The sequence below is a fragment of the Actinophytocola sp. KF-1 genome, assembly GCF_054661535.1.
The window spans coordinates 122,493-137,191 of sequence record NZ_BAAFVK010000004.1 but is presented as its reverse complement, the minus strand read 5'-3'; the positions used below and the strand labels follow the sequence as shown (position 1 = coordinate 137,191).

The window sequence follows — 14,699 nt, the reverse complement described above, 5'->3', positions numbered from 1 at the left end:
TTCCATTCACTGGCGCGAATTCGAACAACACCGTTGTCCGTGGAGTAAACAGGCACGAAACCACTGCCCGGTAATTGCGCCGGGTCGCTCGCACGGCACTTGCACCGGAGTGGGATCACCTTGTGACGCACCGATTCCGGACCGTATACCTTGGACATGGCGACGCTCGAGTCGACGCAGGTCACGGCCATCCCGCCCGGCTCACGGATGCCGGCCCCGATCCAGACGGCGTTGTTCATGACGGTCCGGCCGCACCTGCTGCGCCGTTTCCGGCGCCGTCACGGGGATGTGTTCACGGTCCGGCTGCTCGGCGGGAAGACGGTGGTCACGCTGTGCCGTCCCGAGCACATCCGCGAGGTGTTCGCGGGCACGCCCGCGGTGTTCCACGCCGGTGAGGGCAACGAGATCCTCCGCCCGGTGATGGGCCCGCACTCGGTGATGATCACCGACGAGGACGAGCACCTGCGGGTCCGCAAGCTGCTCATGCCGGCGTTCAACGGTGCCGCGCTGCGCGGGTACGGCGACATGATGGCCGAACTGGCCGCCCGGAACGTCGAGTCGTGGCCCGCCGGGCGCGCGTTCGGCGTGCACGAGGCCATGAACGACGTGACGCTGGAGATCATCCTGCGGGTGGTGTTCGGGATGTCCGACGGCCCGCGGCTGACCGCGCTGCGGCCGCGGATCCGCACGCTGACGGACATGGGCCCGATCACCGCGCTCGGGTGGAGCTACCCGGCGCTGACCCGGCTGCCCCCGTGGCGGCGCGGCGCCGACAACCTCCGCGAGGTCGACCGCCTGCTGTACGCGGAGATCGCCGAACGGCGCACCGCCCCGGACGTCGCCGCGCGGGGCGACGTGCTGTCCCGGCTGCTGAGCGTGCCGGGCACCGACCTCACGGACGCGGAGCTGCGCGACCAGATGATCACGCTGCTGCTGGCGGGCCACGAGACGACGGCGACCGCGCTCGCCTGGTCCTTCCACGACCTGTCCCGCAACCCGGACGTGCTGCGCCGCGCCCAGGCCGCCGCCGACGCCGACGACGGCGACTACCTGGAGGCGGTGGCCAAGGAGGCGCTGCGGCGGCACCCGATCATCCAGAACGTGCCGAGGGTCCTCACCGAGCCGACGCACATCGCCGGCTACCGGCTGCCCGCGGGCGTCATCGTCGCGGCCAACACCACGCTGGCACACGAGGACCCGGAGTTCCACGACGCCCCGGGCGAGTTCCGCCCGGAACGGTTCCTGGGGAAGCCGCTGCCGCTGGGCACGTGGATCCCCTTCGGCGGCGGCGTCCGGCGGTGCCTGGGGGCCGGGTTCTCGTTGAAGGAGATGGTGGCCACCCTGCGGGCAGCGCTGACCCGCTACGACGTGCGCCCGGAGCGCGCCGCCCCGGAGTTCGCCAAGCCACGCAACATCACGCTGATCCCGAGCCGAGGTGCGCGGATCATCGCCACCCCGCGCTGACGGCGCGGCTCGGGCAGAACGTGGTCGCGCGCATCCCGGAGGCTGCGCGTCCGCCCCCGCGCGCAGTGCCCGCGAGCGAAGCTAGGCGTGACGACCGGACTTCGGTTGCCAGCCGGGTGGCGGGTCCTCGCCGACGCGGCCGTCCACGGCTTCACGCAGGAGGTCCGCGTGGCCGGTGTGCCGCCCGTACTCCTCCAGCATGTCGCACACCAGTCGCCGCAGGCTGGCGTGGTTGCCGTCGTCGTCCTGGGCGTGGACCGGCTGGTCCAGCCCGCCCGACGTCAGGGCGGTGGCGAGCTTCGCCCGGGACCGTTCCACCGCGTCGTCCCAGTACGCGTACAGCTGCTCCGGGGTGTCCTCGCCCGCCGACGTGAACGGCCAGTGCCACCCCTGCCAGGTCTCCCACGGTGGCCACGGCCCGCCGAGCTGCTCGCCCGACATCTTCCACGTGAACGTGTAGTCCTCGACCACGGCCAGGTGCTTGAGCAGCCCGCCGAGCGTGAGGCTGGACGCGCCGACGCGCACAGCGAGACCGGCCGCGTCCAGGTCGTCCGCCTTCCAGCGGAAGGTCGTGCGGAGGCGGTCCAGAGCGCCGAGCAGGTGCTCGGCCTCGGTGCCCGCCAGTGGCGGCTCCCACGGTGTCGCGTTCATGGTTGCCACCGTATGCCCGCGCTCGAGGTGCGGCGACGCGGGCACCGTGTGATCGTGACCTGGTGACGACCACGAAGGAGGCGGTCGACGTCGCACCGCCCGTGCTGGACGGGCGGCGCCGCAACATCGTCTTCGTGACGATCGTGCTCGGGATGCTGCTCGCGGCGCTCGACCAGACGATCGTCGGCACCGCGCTGCCCACCATCGTCGCCGACCTCGGCGGGGCCGCGCACATGTCGTGGGTGGCGACCGCCTACCTGCTCGCCGAGACCGTCGCGACCGCGCTCGCGGGCAAGTTCGGTGACCTGTTCGGGCGCAAGCTGGTCTTCCAGGTCTCGACGATCGTCTTCATCACCGGCTCGTTCCTGTGCGGCACGGCCACCTCCATGACGTTGCTCGTCGCGTGGCGGGCCGTGCAGGGGATCGGCGCGGGCGGGCTCATGGTGACCGCCATGGCGCTGATCGCCGACGTCATCCCGCTGCGGGAGCGGGGCAAGTACCAGGGCGCGATCGGTGCCGTCTTCGGCGTGTCGACCGTGGTGGGGCCGCTGCTCGGCGGGCTGTTCACCGACCACCTGTCGTGGCGGTGGGCGTTCTACGTCAACGTGCCGATCGCGATCGTCGTCGTGTTCGCCGCCGCGCGGACCATTCCCGTCGTCAAGGCGGCCGGCCGCGCGGTCGTGGACTACCTGGGCATCGGGCTCGTCGCGGCCGGGTCCAGCGCGCTCGTGCTCGCGACCAGCTGGGGCGGCACCGAGTACGCGTGGGGCTCCCCGGTGATCATCGGGTTGTTCGCGGGCGGCGTGGTCGCGCTCGGCCTGTTCTGCTGGGCGGAGACCCGCGCCGCCGAGCCGATGCTGCCGATGCGGTTGTTCCGCAACCCCGTGTTCGGCGTGTGCTCGCTGCTGAGCTTCATCGTCGGGTTCGCGATGCTCGGCGCGATGATCTTCCTGCCGGCGTACCTGCAGTACGTCGACGGCGACTCGGCCACCTTCGCGGGCGTGCGGACGCTGCCGATGGTCGCCGGGCTGCTGTGCGCGTCGATCTTCAGCGGCAACGTGGTCAGCAAGACGGGCCGGTACCGGATCTTGCCGATCGCCGGCTCGCTCGTCACCGCGTTCGGGCTGTTCCTGCTGTCCCGCATGGGTCCCGGCACGAGCGCGTGGCTGGTGTCGCTGTACATGTTCGTGCTCGGCGCGGGCATCGGGTTGTGCATGCAGGTGCTGACGATCGCCGTGCAGAACACCGTCGACTACGCCGACCTCGGCACCGCGACCTCCGGCGTCACGTTCTTCCGCACGCTCGGCGGCGCGTTCGGCACCGCCGTGTTCGGCACGATCTACTCGAACGCGCTCACCACCGACCTCACCGCCGGGGTCGCGGCGGCCGTGCGCACCGGCGTCGCCGACCCGGCCACGGTCACCGCAGCCGCGCAGAGCCCGCAGGGCCTGCACGCGCTCCCGGCCGCCGCGGCCGACCCGATCATCCACGCGTACGCCGACGCGCTGCGGACCGTGTTCCTGTGGACCGTGCCGGTCGCGCTCGCCGGGTTCGTCGTCTCGCTGTTCCTCAAACAGGTCCGGCTGCGCGACAGCGCCCGCATCGGCTCGACCGACCTCGGCGAGGGGTTCGCGTCGCCGACGTCGTCGGACTCGCGGTGCCAGCTCGAGTCCGCCGTCGGCCGGATCATCCGCGGCACCGAGGCGGACACGCTGCGGCGCATCATCGCAGGCTCCGGCACGCGCCTGGACGTGGCCGCCGCGTGGGCGGTGATCCAGGTGGAACTCGCCGCGCGCACCACGGGCACCGCCGACCTGCACGCGATCGCCGCGCGCCGCCGCCTGCCCGCCGAGGTGCTGCGGCCGGTGTTCGACCGGGTCACCGACGAGGGCTACCTGACCCGCGACGGCTGGGGCTACACGCACACCGCGGCCGGCCGCACCGAGGCCGAGCTGATCCGCGGCGCGTGGGCGGCGTGGCTGGAGGAACGCGTTGAGCAGGACATCGGCCGCCCACCCGGCACCGACCTGCGCGCCGCCGTCCAGACCATCGCCCGCCGCCTGCTCACCGAGGACGAGACCGACGGCCCGGGAGCGCCGGTCAGCACAGGGTCGGGTCGCGGCTCGGGTGTGACCGCGCGCGTCGATGGTGCCGGCAGGGCACCGGAGTCCACGGCGTCGATCCGCTGGTCGTGCCGTCTCGTGGTCTCCAGCACCGAGCCGTCACCCTCCTGCCAGATCCGGACTCATGTCACCGTGCAGGGGTTCCCGTTGAGCGTGAACGCCGTCGGCTCCGCGGTGTTGCCGGTGTGCGTCGCCTGGAAGCCGATGCCCACCGACGCCGACGGGGCGATCGTCGCGTTGTAGCTCATCGGCCGGGCCGTGACCTGGCCGCTCGCCGGGCTGAACGTGGCGTTCCAGCCCGCGGTGATGGTCTGCCCGCCCGGCAGCGTGAACGCCAGCGACCAGTTGCCGACCGGGGCGGTGCCGGTGTTCGTGATGGTGATCGCGGCGGTCAGGCCGGTGTTCCACGCGTTCACCGCGTAGTCGACGCGGCAGGGACCCGGCGGCGGTGGCGGGGGCGGCGGTTCGGTGCCGCCGGTGATGCCGAAGAACGCGAGCGCCATCGCCGCCATACCGCCCAGCGGCAGGTTGTGCCCGGTGCCCTGCACGCTGATCGCCTCGACCGGCGCCGTCGTGCCGGTGCCGCCGTACCGGGTGCGGGTCCAGCCCGACTGCGGGCTGTCGGTGTACGCCGGGGTCTGGCTCACCCCCAGCACGTTGGTCCACTGCTTGATCTCCTCACCGAAGTTCGGGTACCGCAGCGTCGCGTCCTCGGTGCCGTGCCACACCTGCATGCGTGGCCGCGCGCCGGTGTAGCCGGGGTAGGCGCCGCGGACCAGGTCGCCCCACTGCTGCGGGGTCTTGGTCACCTGGCCGTTCGCGCACTCGCTGTTCCACGTGTTCGGCGGCGTGGTGGCGAAGCACCCGAACGGCACGCCCATGAACGCCGCGCCCGCCTTGAACACGTCGGGGTAGTCGCCGAGGAGAACGTTCGTCATCATCGCGCCGGACGACGCGCCGGTGACGAACACGCGGGCCGGGTCGGTGCCGTACCGCTGCTGGACGTAGTTCACCATCGACACGATGCCCACGGGGTCGCTGCCGCCGCCCCGCCGCAGCGCCTCCTGGCTCCACACGTCGAAGCACTGGCCGCTGCGGGTCGCCGACGGGTAGATGACGATGAACTTGTACTGGTCGGCGAGCCGGGCGAACTCGGTGCCGCTGTAGAAGGCGGGACCGGAGCCGGTGCAGTAGTGGACGGCGACCACGACGGCGGGCCGCGTGCCGATGTTGTCGGGCACGTAGAGGTGCATCCGCAGGTTGCTCGGGTTGGTGCCGAAGCCGGTGACTTCGACCAGGCTCGCCGCCGACGCCGGTGTCGGTGCGCCCAGCAGCGCCACCGCCAGCAGGAGGGCGACCCCGAGCCTGCTCAGGATCCTTCTCACGGGAACTCCTCGGAGAACTGTCTCAATTTCCGGAAATTTTCGGAGATTGTGTGCCCGTGCTCGGAAGGTACACCATTTCTGGCGCGTCGTGCCGTTTCGAAATTTTCGCTTCCGCGAGTGCCCGCCGAATTCCGTAGTTCGCGGTGGCCATCGCGAGCGCGAACGCCCACAGCGGCCACAGGAAGCCGGGCAGCGCGACGAGCGGCCACTCGGTGAGCGCGTCGAGGCCGCCGTCGCCCAGCGACAGGAACAGGTCCTTGGACGCGGTCAGCACCATCACCGCCACGAGCAGGCCCGGCACGACGGCCAGCCGGATCGGCACGCGCCTGCCGCGCAGCCACGGCAGCCAGCGCGGGAACACCTCGCCCCACGGGCGGACGAGCCCGCACGTCAGCCAGGCGCCGAGACTCGCCGACACCGCGAGCCCCAAGCCCGCCCAGAGGACCGCGGAGCCGAACGGGAACATGTCGAAACCGGGGACGTGGAAGAACATCAGGACCCGGGTGAGCGCGTACACGAGCGGCGCCTCGACGGCGATCCGCGTCCACCGCCGGGTGCGGGCCGTCGCACGCGCGAGGTCGTCGGACACGGTGACCCGCCGGGCCAGGAGCGCGCCGAACGCGGCCACCGACGTGAGCAGCAGCAGTTGCACCAGCAGGCCGGGGGAGAAGAGCAGCGACATTTTGGCTTCGCCGAGCCCGAACAGCGAGCCGACGAGCACCGCGGGCAGGTAGCCGGCCGCCATCAGGGTCGACGCGTCCATGAGGCAGAGCAGGGCGACGACCGCGGCCACCACCACGGCGCGCCGTGGCCACAGCGCGGCGGTCAGCGCGACCAGCGCGCCGGTGAGGAAAAGCCAGTTCGCCCAGCCGTCCGGGTAGTCCGCCAGCGCGGAGCTGAAGGGGCGGCCGGGGTGGTCGAGCGGGTTGCCGGCGCCGGTCGCCGGCCACGTGATGCCCAGTCCGGCGGTGGCGGCGCTGGCGGCGACGGCCGCGCTCCGTACGAGGTCCATGCCGCGACTGTGCCGTCCCGCGCGGGTCCGCACTTCCCTCCGGAGTACCGGCCCGCTCCACCTCCGGAGGGATTCCCGGCATTTGCCGAACCACCCCGTAAATGCAGGTGAAGGGGCTATTCAGGGGACATTTGCCGGGGCGGATGAAGGTTCGTGAACATGTCTACTTCGTCACATCACATTCTCTTCCCAAGGCTGGACAGGAGCCCCAAGCTTTGGGCACCGGGGCGCCCCCCGACGAGAGGAATGCCCATGCTGACGAAGCCTCCGACCGCCATCCCCTTCGAGTCGGTCGATCCGGTGCGCACCCCGCAGGGGCACCGGATCAGGCCGTTGGTCGACGGCCGGGAGAACGGCAACGCGCCAGGTATCCAGGTGTGTGCCGGTGGTCTCGACGTGCCGGGCGGGTTCATCGCGAACCCGCACCGCCACGAGGAGACGGACGTGATCGTGCTCGTCTACGAATGCGGTGACGAGGGCGCGCTGACATTGTTCGGCGAGAACCTGGAATTCGAGGCGCTCCAACACCGCGGTGACGTGCTCCCCATTCAACGGGGCTGGCCCCATACCGTGGTGAACCTCAGCCTCACCACCCCCATCCGAGCCTACGAGTTCCGCTCGAACCGCACCGTCGTGGTCGACAACCCCCTCATGCCGGAACTGCGCGCCATCGCGGAGGACCGGGGACGGGAGTTCCTCACCGCCGTACACGGCCGCACCACGATCGAACGCCACAGCGCCGGGCAGTGCGCACCGCTCGGCGCCAGGTGACATCACCTTCGACTCGGACGCCCTGGAAGACGCCCGCTTTCGCGTCTCCCAGGGTGCCCGGTGACTCCCGTCCATAGTGGACGGAAATTCATCTTTTGTTTCGTGCTCGCGGTGGCGTTGGCCCGCAACCCACCGGCTGTCTCGGGTGATCCACGGCTTCCGTGCCTGTGTCGCTGAACGAGATTCGGCCCCTCGGGGTTGCCGCCGCATGGATGATGGGCGAACCTGCCTGCGATTCGCGGCCTCGATTTGTCATTGCTGGGTGAGCGGGATGGAGGTTGCCCTGCCCGGGGGTGGCCGGTTCTGACCGACAGCTTGCCGCGGTGATTTGCCAGGCTGGGCTCAGGGTGCGGTAGTGAGATCGCCCGTCATGCCAGCCCCGGCCCGTCCGGTGGCTTGCCGCCGGGATGCGTCAGGGGCGAGATGGCCGGGCAGTGGTGGGATCGCGATGCCGGTGTGCTCGTCGCCGTGATCTTCACGGGTCGGGTGGCAGGCGATGGTGGGACGGGTGCCATGTCGGCGCGGTTGGCGTGCGCCGGTTGTGTCTGGGCCTGCCCCGCCGATCTGTCGGGCCGGGTCAGGACGCGTGGGAGCGACTCCAGTGCCGTATTGGTGAGGTTGTTGCGCGGACGGTTTTTCGGTGACCTGCCGCCTGCGTTGTGTCGGGCATTGGTGCGATCGCGGTGCCGTCACGGAGGGATTGTCGCGATCCCCGTGGTGGCCGTGGCTTGCCGCCTTGGTGCGTCAGAGTGGGGTCAGCAGGCGGTGGCGGGACCGCAGCGCCACGCTCACCGGGTCATCGCGGAGGGGTCGCATGCCCGGGCCCGGGGTCATGTCGATGTCGGTCGGTGGGGGGACCGTGCCGCAGGCAGGGCAGAGGCCGGTTGGTTCGAGGGTGGTGCCGCAGGCCGCGTGGGTGAAGATCCGGCGGCGGCCGTTCGGGGCGCGGTGTTCCTCGCCCCATTGGGAGAGCGCGAACAGTGCCGGCCACAGGTCCAGGCCGCGCTGGGTGAGCCGGTACTCGTGGCGGCCGCGCTGGTACTCGGTTCGTTCGAGGATGCCCTCGTCGACCAGGCGGGTCAGGCGCTCGGTGAGGACCGCGCGGGGGACGTCCAGGTGTGCCTGCAGGTCGGTGAACCGGCGGACGCCGAAGAAGCAGTCGCGCAGTACGAGCATCGTCCAGCGTTCGCCGACGATCTCCAGTGCGCGGGCGAGCGAGCAGTCCTGGCCGTCGTAGTTCTTCCCTAGTCCCACGTGACGAGACTATCAGTTCATTCACCGAACCATGTGGGCTACAGTTCGGTCACTGAACCGATGGGAGTGGTCGTGAACCGGACTTTGGCCGTCGCCGCGGGTGGGACATTCCTCGTGCTCGTCGCGTTCACGACGCCGCTGGCGTCGCTCACGATCACCGCCGACGCCCTCGGCAGCGGGCCGGGCGGGCAGGCGTGGATCCTCAGCTCCATGTCCGTCGGGCTCGCGGTCGCACTGCTCGTGTCGGGTGCCGTGGCCGACGACCACGGTCGGCGCAGGGTGTTCGTCGCCGGTGCGGGGCTGCTCGCGCTGACGTCGGTGCTGGCCGCCGTCGCCCCGAACACGCTTGTGCTCGTGATCGCGCGGATCGGGCAGGGGATCGGCGGCGCCGCGGTCCTCTCGTGCAGCCTCGGCTGCATCGCCGCCGAGTTCCCGGCCGGGCCGCGGCGCGCGCACGCCACCGGGGTGTGGGGCGCGAGCGTGGGCGCGGGCATCGCGGCCGGACCGGTCGTGATCGGACTGCTGGCGGCCGCCGGGTCGTGGCGTGCCGGGTACTGGCTGCTGGCTGGGTTGACCGTGGTCCTCGCGGTGGTGGCCCGGGTCGTGTTGAGCGAGCAGCGGGCCGAGCGGCCCCGGCCCGTCGACGTCCTGGGCGCGGCGCTGCTCGGCACCGGGCTGGTGGCGTTGCTCGCCGGGCTCGTCGAGGGCCGCCAGGACTGGGGCCGGCCGGTCGTGACCGTGTTGTTCGTGGGCGCCGTCGCGTTGCTCGTGGCGTTCGCGTGGTGGGAGCGGCGCGTGCGTGCGCCCATGCTGGACCTCGCGTTGTTCCGCCGCCCGGAGTTCGTCGCGTCGATCGTGGCGGGCACCGCCACCGGCGCGGGCATCATCGCGCTGATGTCGTTCACGCCCACGTTCTTCCAGCGCGCCTTCCACTACTCGACGCTCGACGCCGCGTTGCTGCTGCTCGCGTGGTCGGCGACCAGCGCGGTCGTGGCGCTGCTCGCCCGCAGACTGCCGGCGGGGCTGGGGGCGCGAGCGCGGATCGTGGCCAGCCTGCTCGTGATCGCGGCCGGGCAGCTGATGCTGACCGGTCTCGACACCGCCACGTCCGCCGCGGACCTGCTGCCGGGGCTGCTCGTCGCCGGCGTGGGCAGCGGCGTGCTGAACGCGGCGCTCGGGCAGATCGCCGTGACCAGCGTGCCCGCGGGCAAGGCGAGCGTCGGCAGCGGCGCGAACAACACCGCCCGCTACGTCGGTGCCGCGCTCGGCATCACGGTCGTCGCGGTCATCGCGGCCCACGCCGACCTCGGTGCGCTCGTCGCCGGCTGGGACACGGCCGCGGTCGTCACGGCGGCGCTGTCGCTGGCCGGTGCGCTGCTGGTCGCGGTCACCGGGGTGAAAGCGCGTGTGAGCGTCCGGGCCTGACCTGCCATGATGCGAATGTGGATCAGCGAAGTCTGCGTACCGTGGCGGCGACCCGCTACGTGACGCCGTTCCGGGAGGGCGGGTCGCTCCCCGGTCTCGTCGAAGCGGACGACCTCGGCATGTACGTGCTCAAGTTCCGCGGCGCCGGTCAGGGTCTCAAGGCGCTGACCGCGGAGATCGTCGTCGGCGAGCTGGCGCGCAGGCTCGGTTTCCGGGTGCCGGAGCTGGTGCTGGTGGACCTGGACCCGGAGCTGTCCCGCGCGGAGCCGGACGAGGAGATCCAGGACCTGCTGCGCGCGAGCGCGGGCCAGAACCTGGGCGTCGACTACCTGCCCGGCTCGTTCGACTTCAACCCACGCGTCCGCGACCCCGGCAGCGACCTCGCCGCGCGCCTGCTGTGGCTGGACACGCTGGTGCTCAACGTCGACCGCAGCTGGCGCAACCCCAACATGCTGCTGTGGCACCGCCAGATCTGGCTGATCGACCACGGCGCGTCGTTGATCTTCCACCACCGCTGGCTGCCGGGCTGGCAGCCGGCGCCGACGTACCGCTACGACGCCGCCGACCACGTGATGATGCCGGTGGCCGGCTCGATCGCCGAAGCCGACGCCGAGCTGCGGCCACAGGTCACCCCCGAGCTGGTGCGCGAGGTCCTGGAGCTGGTGCCGGACGCCTGGCTGGACCCCGAGTTCGGCTCACCGGCTGAGGTCCGCGAGGCGTATGCGGCATACTTCGCGGCGCGCCTCGCCGACGCACCCAACTGGGTCGCCGCACTGGAGGAGACCCGTGCCGCACGTGTTTGAGTACGTCCTCGTACGTGCCGTGCCCCGCCCGGACCGCGGCGAGTTCATGAACGTCGGCGCGATCGTCTACTGCGCACCCCTCCGTTTCCTGCGTTGCGCGGTCGCCGTCGACCGCGATCGCCTGCGGGCCCTGGACCCGGACCTCGACCTGGAGACGCTGGACGCCGCCCTGGTCTCGATGTGCCAGGCCTGCGAGGGCACCGGCCCGATGGCGGCCAGCAGCGTCGGACAGCGCTTCCGCTGGCTGACGGCACCGCGCAGCACGATCCTGCAGACCTCACCCGCACACACCGGCCTGACGGAGGACCCCGCCGCGGAGCTCGACCGCCTGCTGAGCACACAGGTCCACCTGTGAGGCCGCGCGAGGTGTGTGCTCGCACGGGAATCGCCCCCAGGTGAGCCGTGCCGGCACTCCGACAGGCACTGCCGAGGAACTGTCCCTCGCCCGTGGTGACCTTGATCGACCGGCAGGTCCGCAGCGGTAGGTCCCATAGCGGGCAGCCACCGCACGGTGCCGGCAGCGTCTCCACGGTGCCGGCCGCGTCTCCACGGGCCCGACGTTCCGTCTGCGTGGTCGCGACCGGTGCCGATCGGGTCGGACAGCGAGAGGTTCGCGCGCGCCGAGCGAGTGGCGTGTCGGGTTCCCGGTGCGGGTGACGGATCGCATCGCGCTGCCGCGGCGCTCGCCGACGGTCGGGCGGACCTGGTCGTGGCGGGAAAGCACGGACGGCACCACGAGGCCGCGACCGGACCGGGGTCAGAAGTCCATGTTGTTCGCCTCCTGTGCCGGGGGTTGTGGGTCTTCTGGCTTGTCCGCGACCACGGCCTCGGTGGTGAGGAACAGCGCGGCGATGGACGCGGCGTTGCGTAACGCCGAGCGGGTGACCTTGGCCGGGTCGATGATGCCCGCGTCGATCAGGTCGCGGTATTCGCCCGTCGCGGCGTCCAGGCCGGTGCCCGGGGTGAGGCCGCGTACCTTCTCCACCACGACGCCGCCTTCCAGGCCTGCGTTGACGGCGATCTGCCTGAGCGGTGCGGACAGGGCGACCCGCACGATCTGCGCGCCGGTTGCCTCGTCGCCGGACAGGTCGAGGTGTGCCAGCGCGGCCTCTCCCGCTTGCAGCAGTGCCACGCCGCCGCCCGCCACGATGCCTTCGTCCACGGCGGCCTTCGCGTTGCGGACCGCGTCCTCGATGCGGTGTGTGCGTTCGGTGAGTTCCACCTCGGTCGCCGCGCCCGCCTTGATCACGGCCACCCCGCCCGCGAGTTTTGCCAGGCGCTCCTGGAGTTTCTCCCGGTCGTAGTCCGAGTCGCTGCGTTCGATCTCGGCGCGGAGTTGGTTGACGCGGCCCTGGATCTGGGCCGCGTCGCCGGCACCCTCGACGATCGTGGTCTCGTCCTTGGTCACGACGACCTTGCGGGCGCGGCCCAGCAGCGAGATGTCGGCGTTCTCCAGCTTGAGGCCCAGGTCCTCGGAGACGACCTGCCCGCCGGTGAGGACCGCCATGTCCTGCAGCATGGCCTTGCGGCGGTCGCCGAAGCCCGGGGCCTTCACGGCGACCGAGGCGAACGTGCCTTTCAGCTTGTTCACGATCAGGGTCGCCAGCGCCTCGCCCTCGACGTCATCCGCGATCACCGCCAGCGGCTTCCCGGACCGCATCACCTTTTCGAGCAACGGCAGCAGATCCTTTGCCGACGCGATCCTGGCCGTGGTCAGCAGCACGTACGGATCCTCGAGCACGGCCGCCATCCGGTCGGTGTCGGTGACGAAGTGCGGAGCGACGAAACCCTTGTCGAAGCGCATGCCCTCGGTCAGTTCCAGTTCCAGCCCGAGGCTCTGCGACTCCTCGACGGTGATGACGCCTTCCTTGCCGACCTTGTCCATGGCCTCTGCGATCAGCTCGCCGATCGTGGCGTCCGCGGCGGAGATCGACGCGGTCGCCGTGATCTGGTCCTTGGTGCTGACCGGTCGCGCGGTCCTGAGCAGTTCCGCCGACACCGCCTCCGCCGCCTTCTCGATGCCGCGCTTGAGCGCCATGGGGTTCGCGCCGGCGGCCACGTTGCGCAGGCCCTCGCGGACCAGCGCCTGGGCGAGCACGGTGGCGGTGGTGGTGCCGTCACCCGCGACGTCGTCGGTCTTCTTCGCGACCTCCTTGACCAGCTCCGCGCCGATCTTCTCCCAGGGATCGGCCGGCTCGATCTCCTTGGCGATGGAGACGCCGTCGTTGGTGATGGTGGGCGGGCCCCACTTCTTCTCGAGCACGACGTTGCGGCCGCGCGGGCCGAGCGTCACCTTCACCACGTCCGCGAGTGCGTTCATGCCACGTTCGAGACTGCGGCGGGCGTTCTCGTCGAACGCGATCATCTTGGCCATGGCCGGGTGTCCTTTCGGGTTGCCTGTGCGACCACGGTACAGCAAAACTGCGTACGCGCAATAATGCGCACACGCATATTAACTGCTATGCTGGCGCCATGACGTCGAACGAGACCGGCGGGCTGCGCGAACGCAAGAAGGCGGCCACCCGTGAGGCCCTGAGCAAGGCCGCGCTGCGGCTGGCGATGGAGAAGGGCATGTCCAACGTGCGGGTGCAGGAGGTCGCGGGTGCCGCGAACGTCTCGCCCCGCACCTACAACAACTACTTCTCCAGCGTCGAGCAGGCCATCGTCTGGGCGATCATGGCCTCGCGCGCGGTGGAGGCCGCGGAGGCGGTCCGCATGGGGCCGGAGGAGGAGCCGCTCGCCGACAGCGTCATCGAGGCGGTGGTCGGCCAGTACGCGAACCCCCCGGAGGGGGACATGCTGAGGCTGGTCACCACGGCGCCACGGCTGCGGGCGGAGTACGTCGAGGCGGTGACGGGTCTCAGCGATCCGCTGGCCGCGGCGATCGCCGAGCGATTAGACACCGACGACCGGCTCTTACCCGCCGTGCTCGCGTCCGCGGTGTCCGCCGCGGCCCGTGTCGCGATCGAGTCCTGGGTGCAGCCGAGTGAGAACCCGGAGGCCGCGGCCAAGGGCCTGGTCGTCGTGGTGTCCGGCCGGCCCCTGCCTGACCTGCTGCGGGAGGCGCTCGCCGGGGTGGCGCCCGCCCTGCGGGCCGCGGAGGAGGCGGCGAGGAAGGGGTGACGGCGGTCGCGCGGCGTGTGAACAGGTGTGCGGAACGGTGATCGCCCTAAGCTCGCGTGGGTGGCGAAGTACTTCGACGTGCATCCGGAGAACCCGCAGCGGCGATCGGTGGGCCAGATCGTCGACCTCGTGCGGTCCGGTGGGCTGATCGCCTACCCGACCGACTCCTGCTTCGCGCTGGGCTGCCAGCTCGGCAACAAGGAGGGGCTGGAGCGGATCCGCGCGATCAGGCACCTCGACGACCGGCACCACTTCACGCTGGTGTGCCACGACTTCGCGCAGCTGGGGCAGTTCGTCTACCTCAGCAACACGGTGTTCCGCGCGGTGAAGGCGTCCACGCCGGGGCCGTACACGTTCATCCTGCCCGCGACGAAGGAAGTGCCGCGCAGGCTGATGCACGCCAAGAAGAAGACCGTCGGCGTGCGGATCCCGGACCACGTGGTGGCCCAGGCGATCCTCGCCGAGCTGGGGGAGCCGCTGCTCTCCAGCACGCTGCTGATGCCCGGCGAAGAAGAGCCCATGACCCAGGGCTGGGAGATCAAGGAGGCGCTCGACCACGTCGTCGACGCCGTGATCGACTCGGGGGAGTGCGGTACCGAGCCGACCACGGTGATCGACTTCTCCGACGACGAGGCCGAGGTCATCCGCGAAGGGGCAGGCGACCTGGCGCGGTTCGGCCTGGCGTGAG

At 71.1% G+C, this 14,699-nt stretch carries 12 protein-coding genes and 1 pseudogene; 8 read left to right on the top strand and 5 right to left on the bottom strand.

The genetic code is table 11. The features are described 5' to 3' along the window. The first annotated feature begins 156 nt into the window (after positions 1–156). Positions 157–1,464 carry a cytochrome P450 gene (locus ACYQ77_RS13695; RefSeq protein ID WP_459711003.1) on the top strand — a complete coding sequence of 436 codons (1,308 nt, stop codon included), beginning with the start codon at positions 157–159 and terminating at the stop codon, positions 1,462–1,464. A gap of 81 nt (positions 1,465–1,545) precedes the next feature. Here the strand turns inward: ACYQ77_RS13695 and ACYQ77_RS13690 are convergent, their stop codons facing one another. Then, positions 1,546–2,115, bottom strand: a complete 570-nt coding sequence (locus ACYQ77_RS13690; protein WP_459711001.1) for a mycothiol transferase — start codon at positions 2,113–2,115, stop codon at positions 1,546–1,548. Positions 2,116–2,177: 62 nt separating this feature from the next. On the opposite strand from ACYQ77_RS13690, the gene ACYQ77_RS13685 reads away from it, so the two are divergent. Then, positions 2,178–4,481 carry an MDR family MFS transporter gene (locus ACYQ77_RS13685; RefSeq protein ID WP_459710999.1) on the top strand — a complete coding sequence of 768 codons (2,304 nt, stop codon included), beginning with the start codon at positions 2,178–2,180 and terminating at the stop codon, positions 4,479–4,481. Here ACYQ77_RS13685 and ACYQ77_RS13680 read toward each other — a convergent pair. Together ACYQ77_RS13680 and ACYQ77_RS13675 are read right to left on the bottom strand one after the other, a co-directional pair. After that, positions 4,433–5,578 (bottom strand): annotated as a pseudogene (locus tag ACYQ77_RS13680) (extracellular catalytic domain type 1 short-chain-length polyhydroxyalkanoate depolymerase); the annotation flags it as partial. The gene ACYQ77_RS13685 and the pseudogene ACYQ77_RS13680 overlap by 49 nt on opposite strands. A 67-nt stretch (positions 5,579–5,645) precedes the next feature. Then, positions 5,646–6,635 carry a hypothetical protein gene (locus ACYQ77_RS13675; protein WP_459710996.1) on the bottom strand — a complete coding sequence of 330 codons (990 nt, stop codon included), beginning with the start codon at positions 6,633–6,635 and terminating at the stop codon, positions 5,646–5,648. A gap of 252 nt (positions 6,636–6,887) precedes the next feature. Here ACYQ77_RS13675 and ACYQ77_RS13670 point away from each other — a divergent pair, with 252 nt between their 5' ends. Then, complete coding sequence (locus tag ACYQ77_RS13670) at positions 6,888–7,406, top strand: hypothetical protein (RefSeq protein WP_459710994.1); 519 nt, start codon at positions 6,888–6,890, stop codon at positions 7,404–7,406. A 744-nt stretch (positions 7,407–8,150) separates the two neighbouring features. Here ACYQ77_RS13670 and ACYQ77_RS13665 read toward each other — a convergent pair. Beyond that, entirely contained in the window at positions 8,151–8,660 is a 510-nt protein-coding gene (locus ACYQ77_RS13665; protein ID WP_459710992.1) for a winged helix-turn-helix transcriptional regulator, read from the bottom strand. 72 nt (positions 8,661–8,732) lie between these two features. Here ACYQ77_RS13665 and ACYQ77_RS13660 point away from each other — a divergent pair, with 72 nt between their 5' ends. Genes ACYQ77_RS13660 through ACYQ77_RS13650 form a run of 3 tightly spaced genes read left to right on the top strand, consistent with a single transcriptional unit; the run spans position 8,733 to position 11,243 of the window. Further along, a complete protein-coding gene (locus ACYQ77_RS13660) occupies positions 8,733–10,085 on the top strand; it encodes an MFS transporter (protein ID WP_459710990.1) in 1,353 nt (450 codons plus the stop codon). Positions 10,086–10,102: 17 nt separating this feature from the next. Further along, complete coding sequence (locus ACYQ77_RS13655; RefSeq protein ID WP_459710988.1) at positions 10,103–10,888, top strand: HipA family kinase; 786 nt, start codon at positions 10,103–10,105, stop codon at positions 10,886–10,888. Continuing rightward, positions 10,872–11,243 (top strand): DUF3037 domain-containing protein, encoded by a 372-nt coding sequence (locus tag ACYQ77_RS13650; RefSeq protein ID WP_459710985.1) that lies wholly within the window; start codon positions 10,872–10,874, stop codon positions 11,241–11,243. Before ACYQ77_RS13655 ends, ACYQ77_RS13650 begins: the two co-directional genes overlap by 17 nt. Positions 11,244–11,645: 402 nt before the next feature. Here ACYQ77_RS13650 and groL read toward each other — a convergent pair whose 3' ends face one another. Further along, the gene (gene groL, locus ACYQ77_RS13645; protein WP_459710983.1) at positions 11,646–13,262 is read right to left on the bottom strand and encodes a chaperonin GroEL; all 1,617 of its coding nucleotides are present in this window, start codon (positions 13,260–13,262) and stop codon (positions 11,646–11,648) included. Positions 13,263–13,360: 98 nt separating this feature from the next. Between groL and ACYQ77_RS13640 the strand changes: the two genes are divergently transcribed. Both ACYQ77_RS13640 and ACYQ77_RS13635 read left to right on the top strand, forming a co-directional pair. After that, the gene (locus tag ACYQ77_RS13640) at positions 13,361–14,011 is read left to right on the top strand and encodes a TetR/AcrR family transcriptional regulator (RefSeq protein ID WP_459710981.1); all 651 of its coding nucleotides are present in this window, start codon (positions 13,361–13,363) and stop codon (positions 14,009–14,011) included. Between the two features lie 60 nt (positions 14,012–14,071). After that, complete coding sequence (locus ACYQ77_RS13635; RefSeq protein WP_459710979.1) at positions 14,072–14,698, top strand: L-threonylcarbamoyladenylate synthase; 627 nt, start codon at positions 14,072–14,074, stop codon at positions 14,696–14,698. Position 14,699 lies beyond the last annotated feature (1 nt).

Excerpts from the sequence above, each read along its gene's own strand:
- ACYQ77_RS13695 (WP_459711003.1), top strand. The coding sequence starts at position 157 with ATGGCGACGCTCGAGTCGACGCAGGTCACGGCCATCCCGCCCGGCTCA.
- ACYQ77_RS13690 (WP_459711001.1), bottom strand. The coding sequence starts at position 2,115 with ATGAACGCGACACCGTGGGAGCCGCCACTGGCGGGCACCGAGGCCGAG.
- ACYQ77_RS13675 (WP_459710996.1), bottom strand. The coding sequence starts at position 6,635 with ATGGACCTCGTACGGAGCGCGGCCGTCGCCGCCAGCGCCGCCACCGCC.
- ACYQ77_RS13670 (WP_459710994.1), top strand. The coding sequence starts at position 6,888 with ATGCTGACGAAGCCTCCGACCGCCATCCCCTTCGAGTCGGTCGATCCG.
- groL (WP_459710983.1), bottom strand. The coding sequence starts at position 13,262 with ATGGCCAAGATGATCGCGTTCGACGAGAACGCCCGCCGCAGTCTCGAA.
- ACYQ77_RS13640 (WP_459710981.1), top strand. The coding sequence starts at position 13,361 with ATGACGTCGAACGAGACCGGCGGGCTGCGCGAACGCAAGAAGGCGGCC.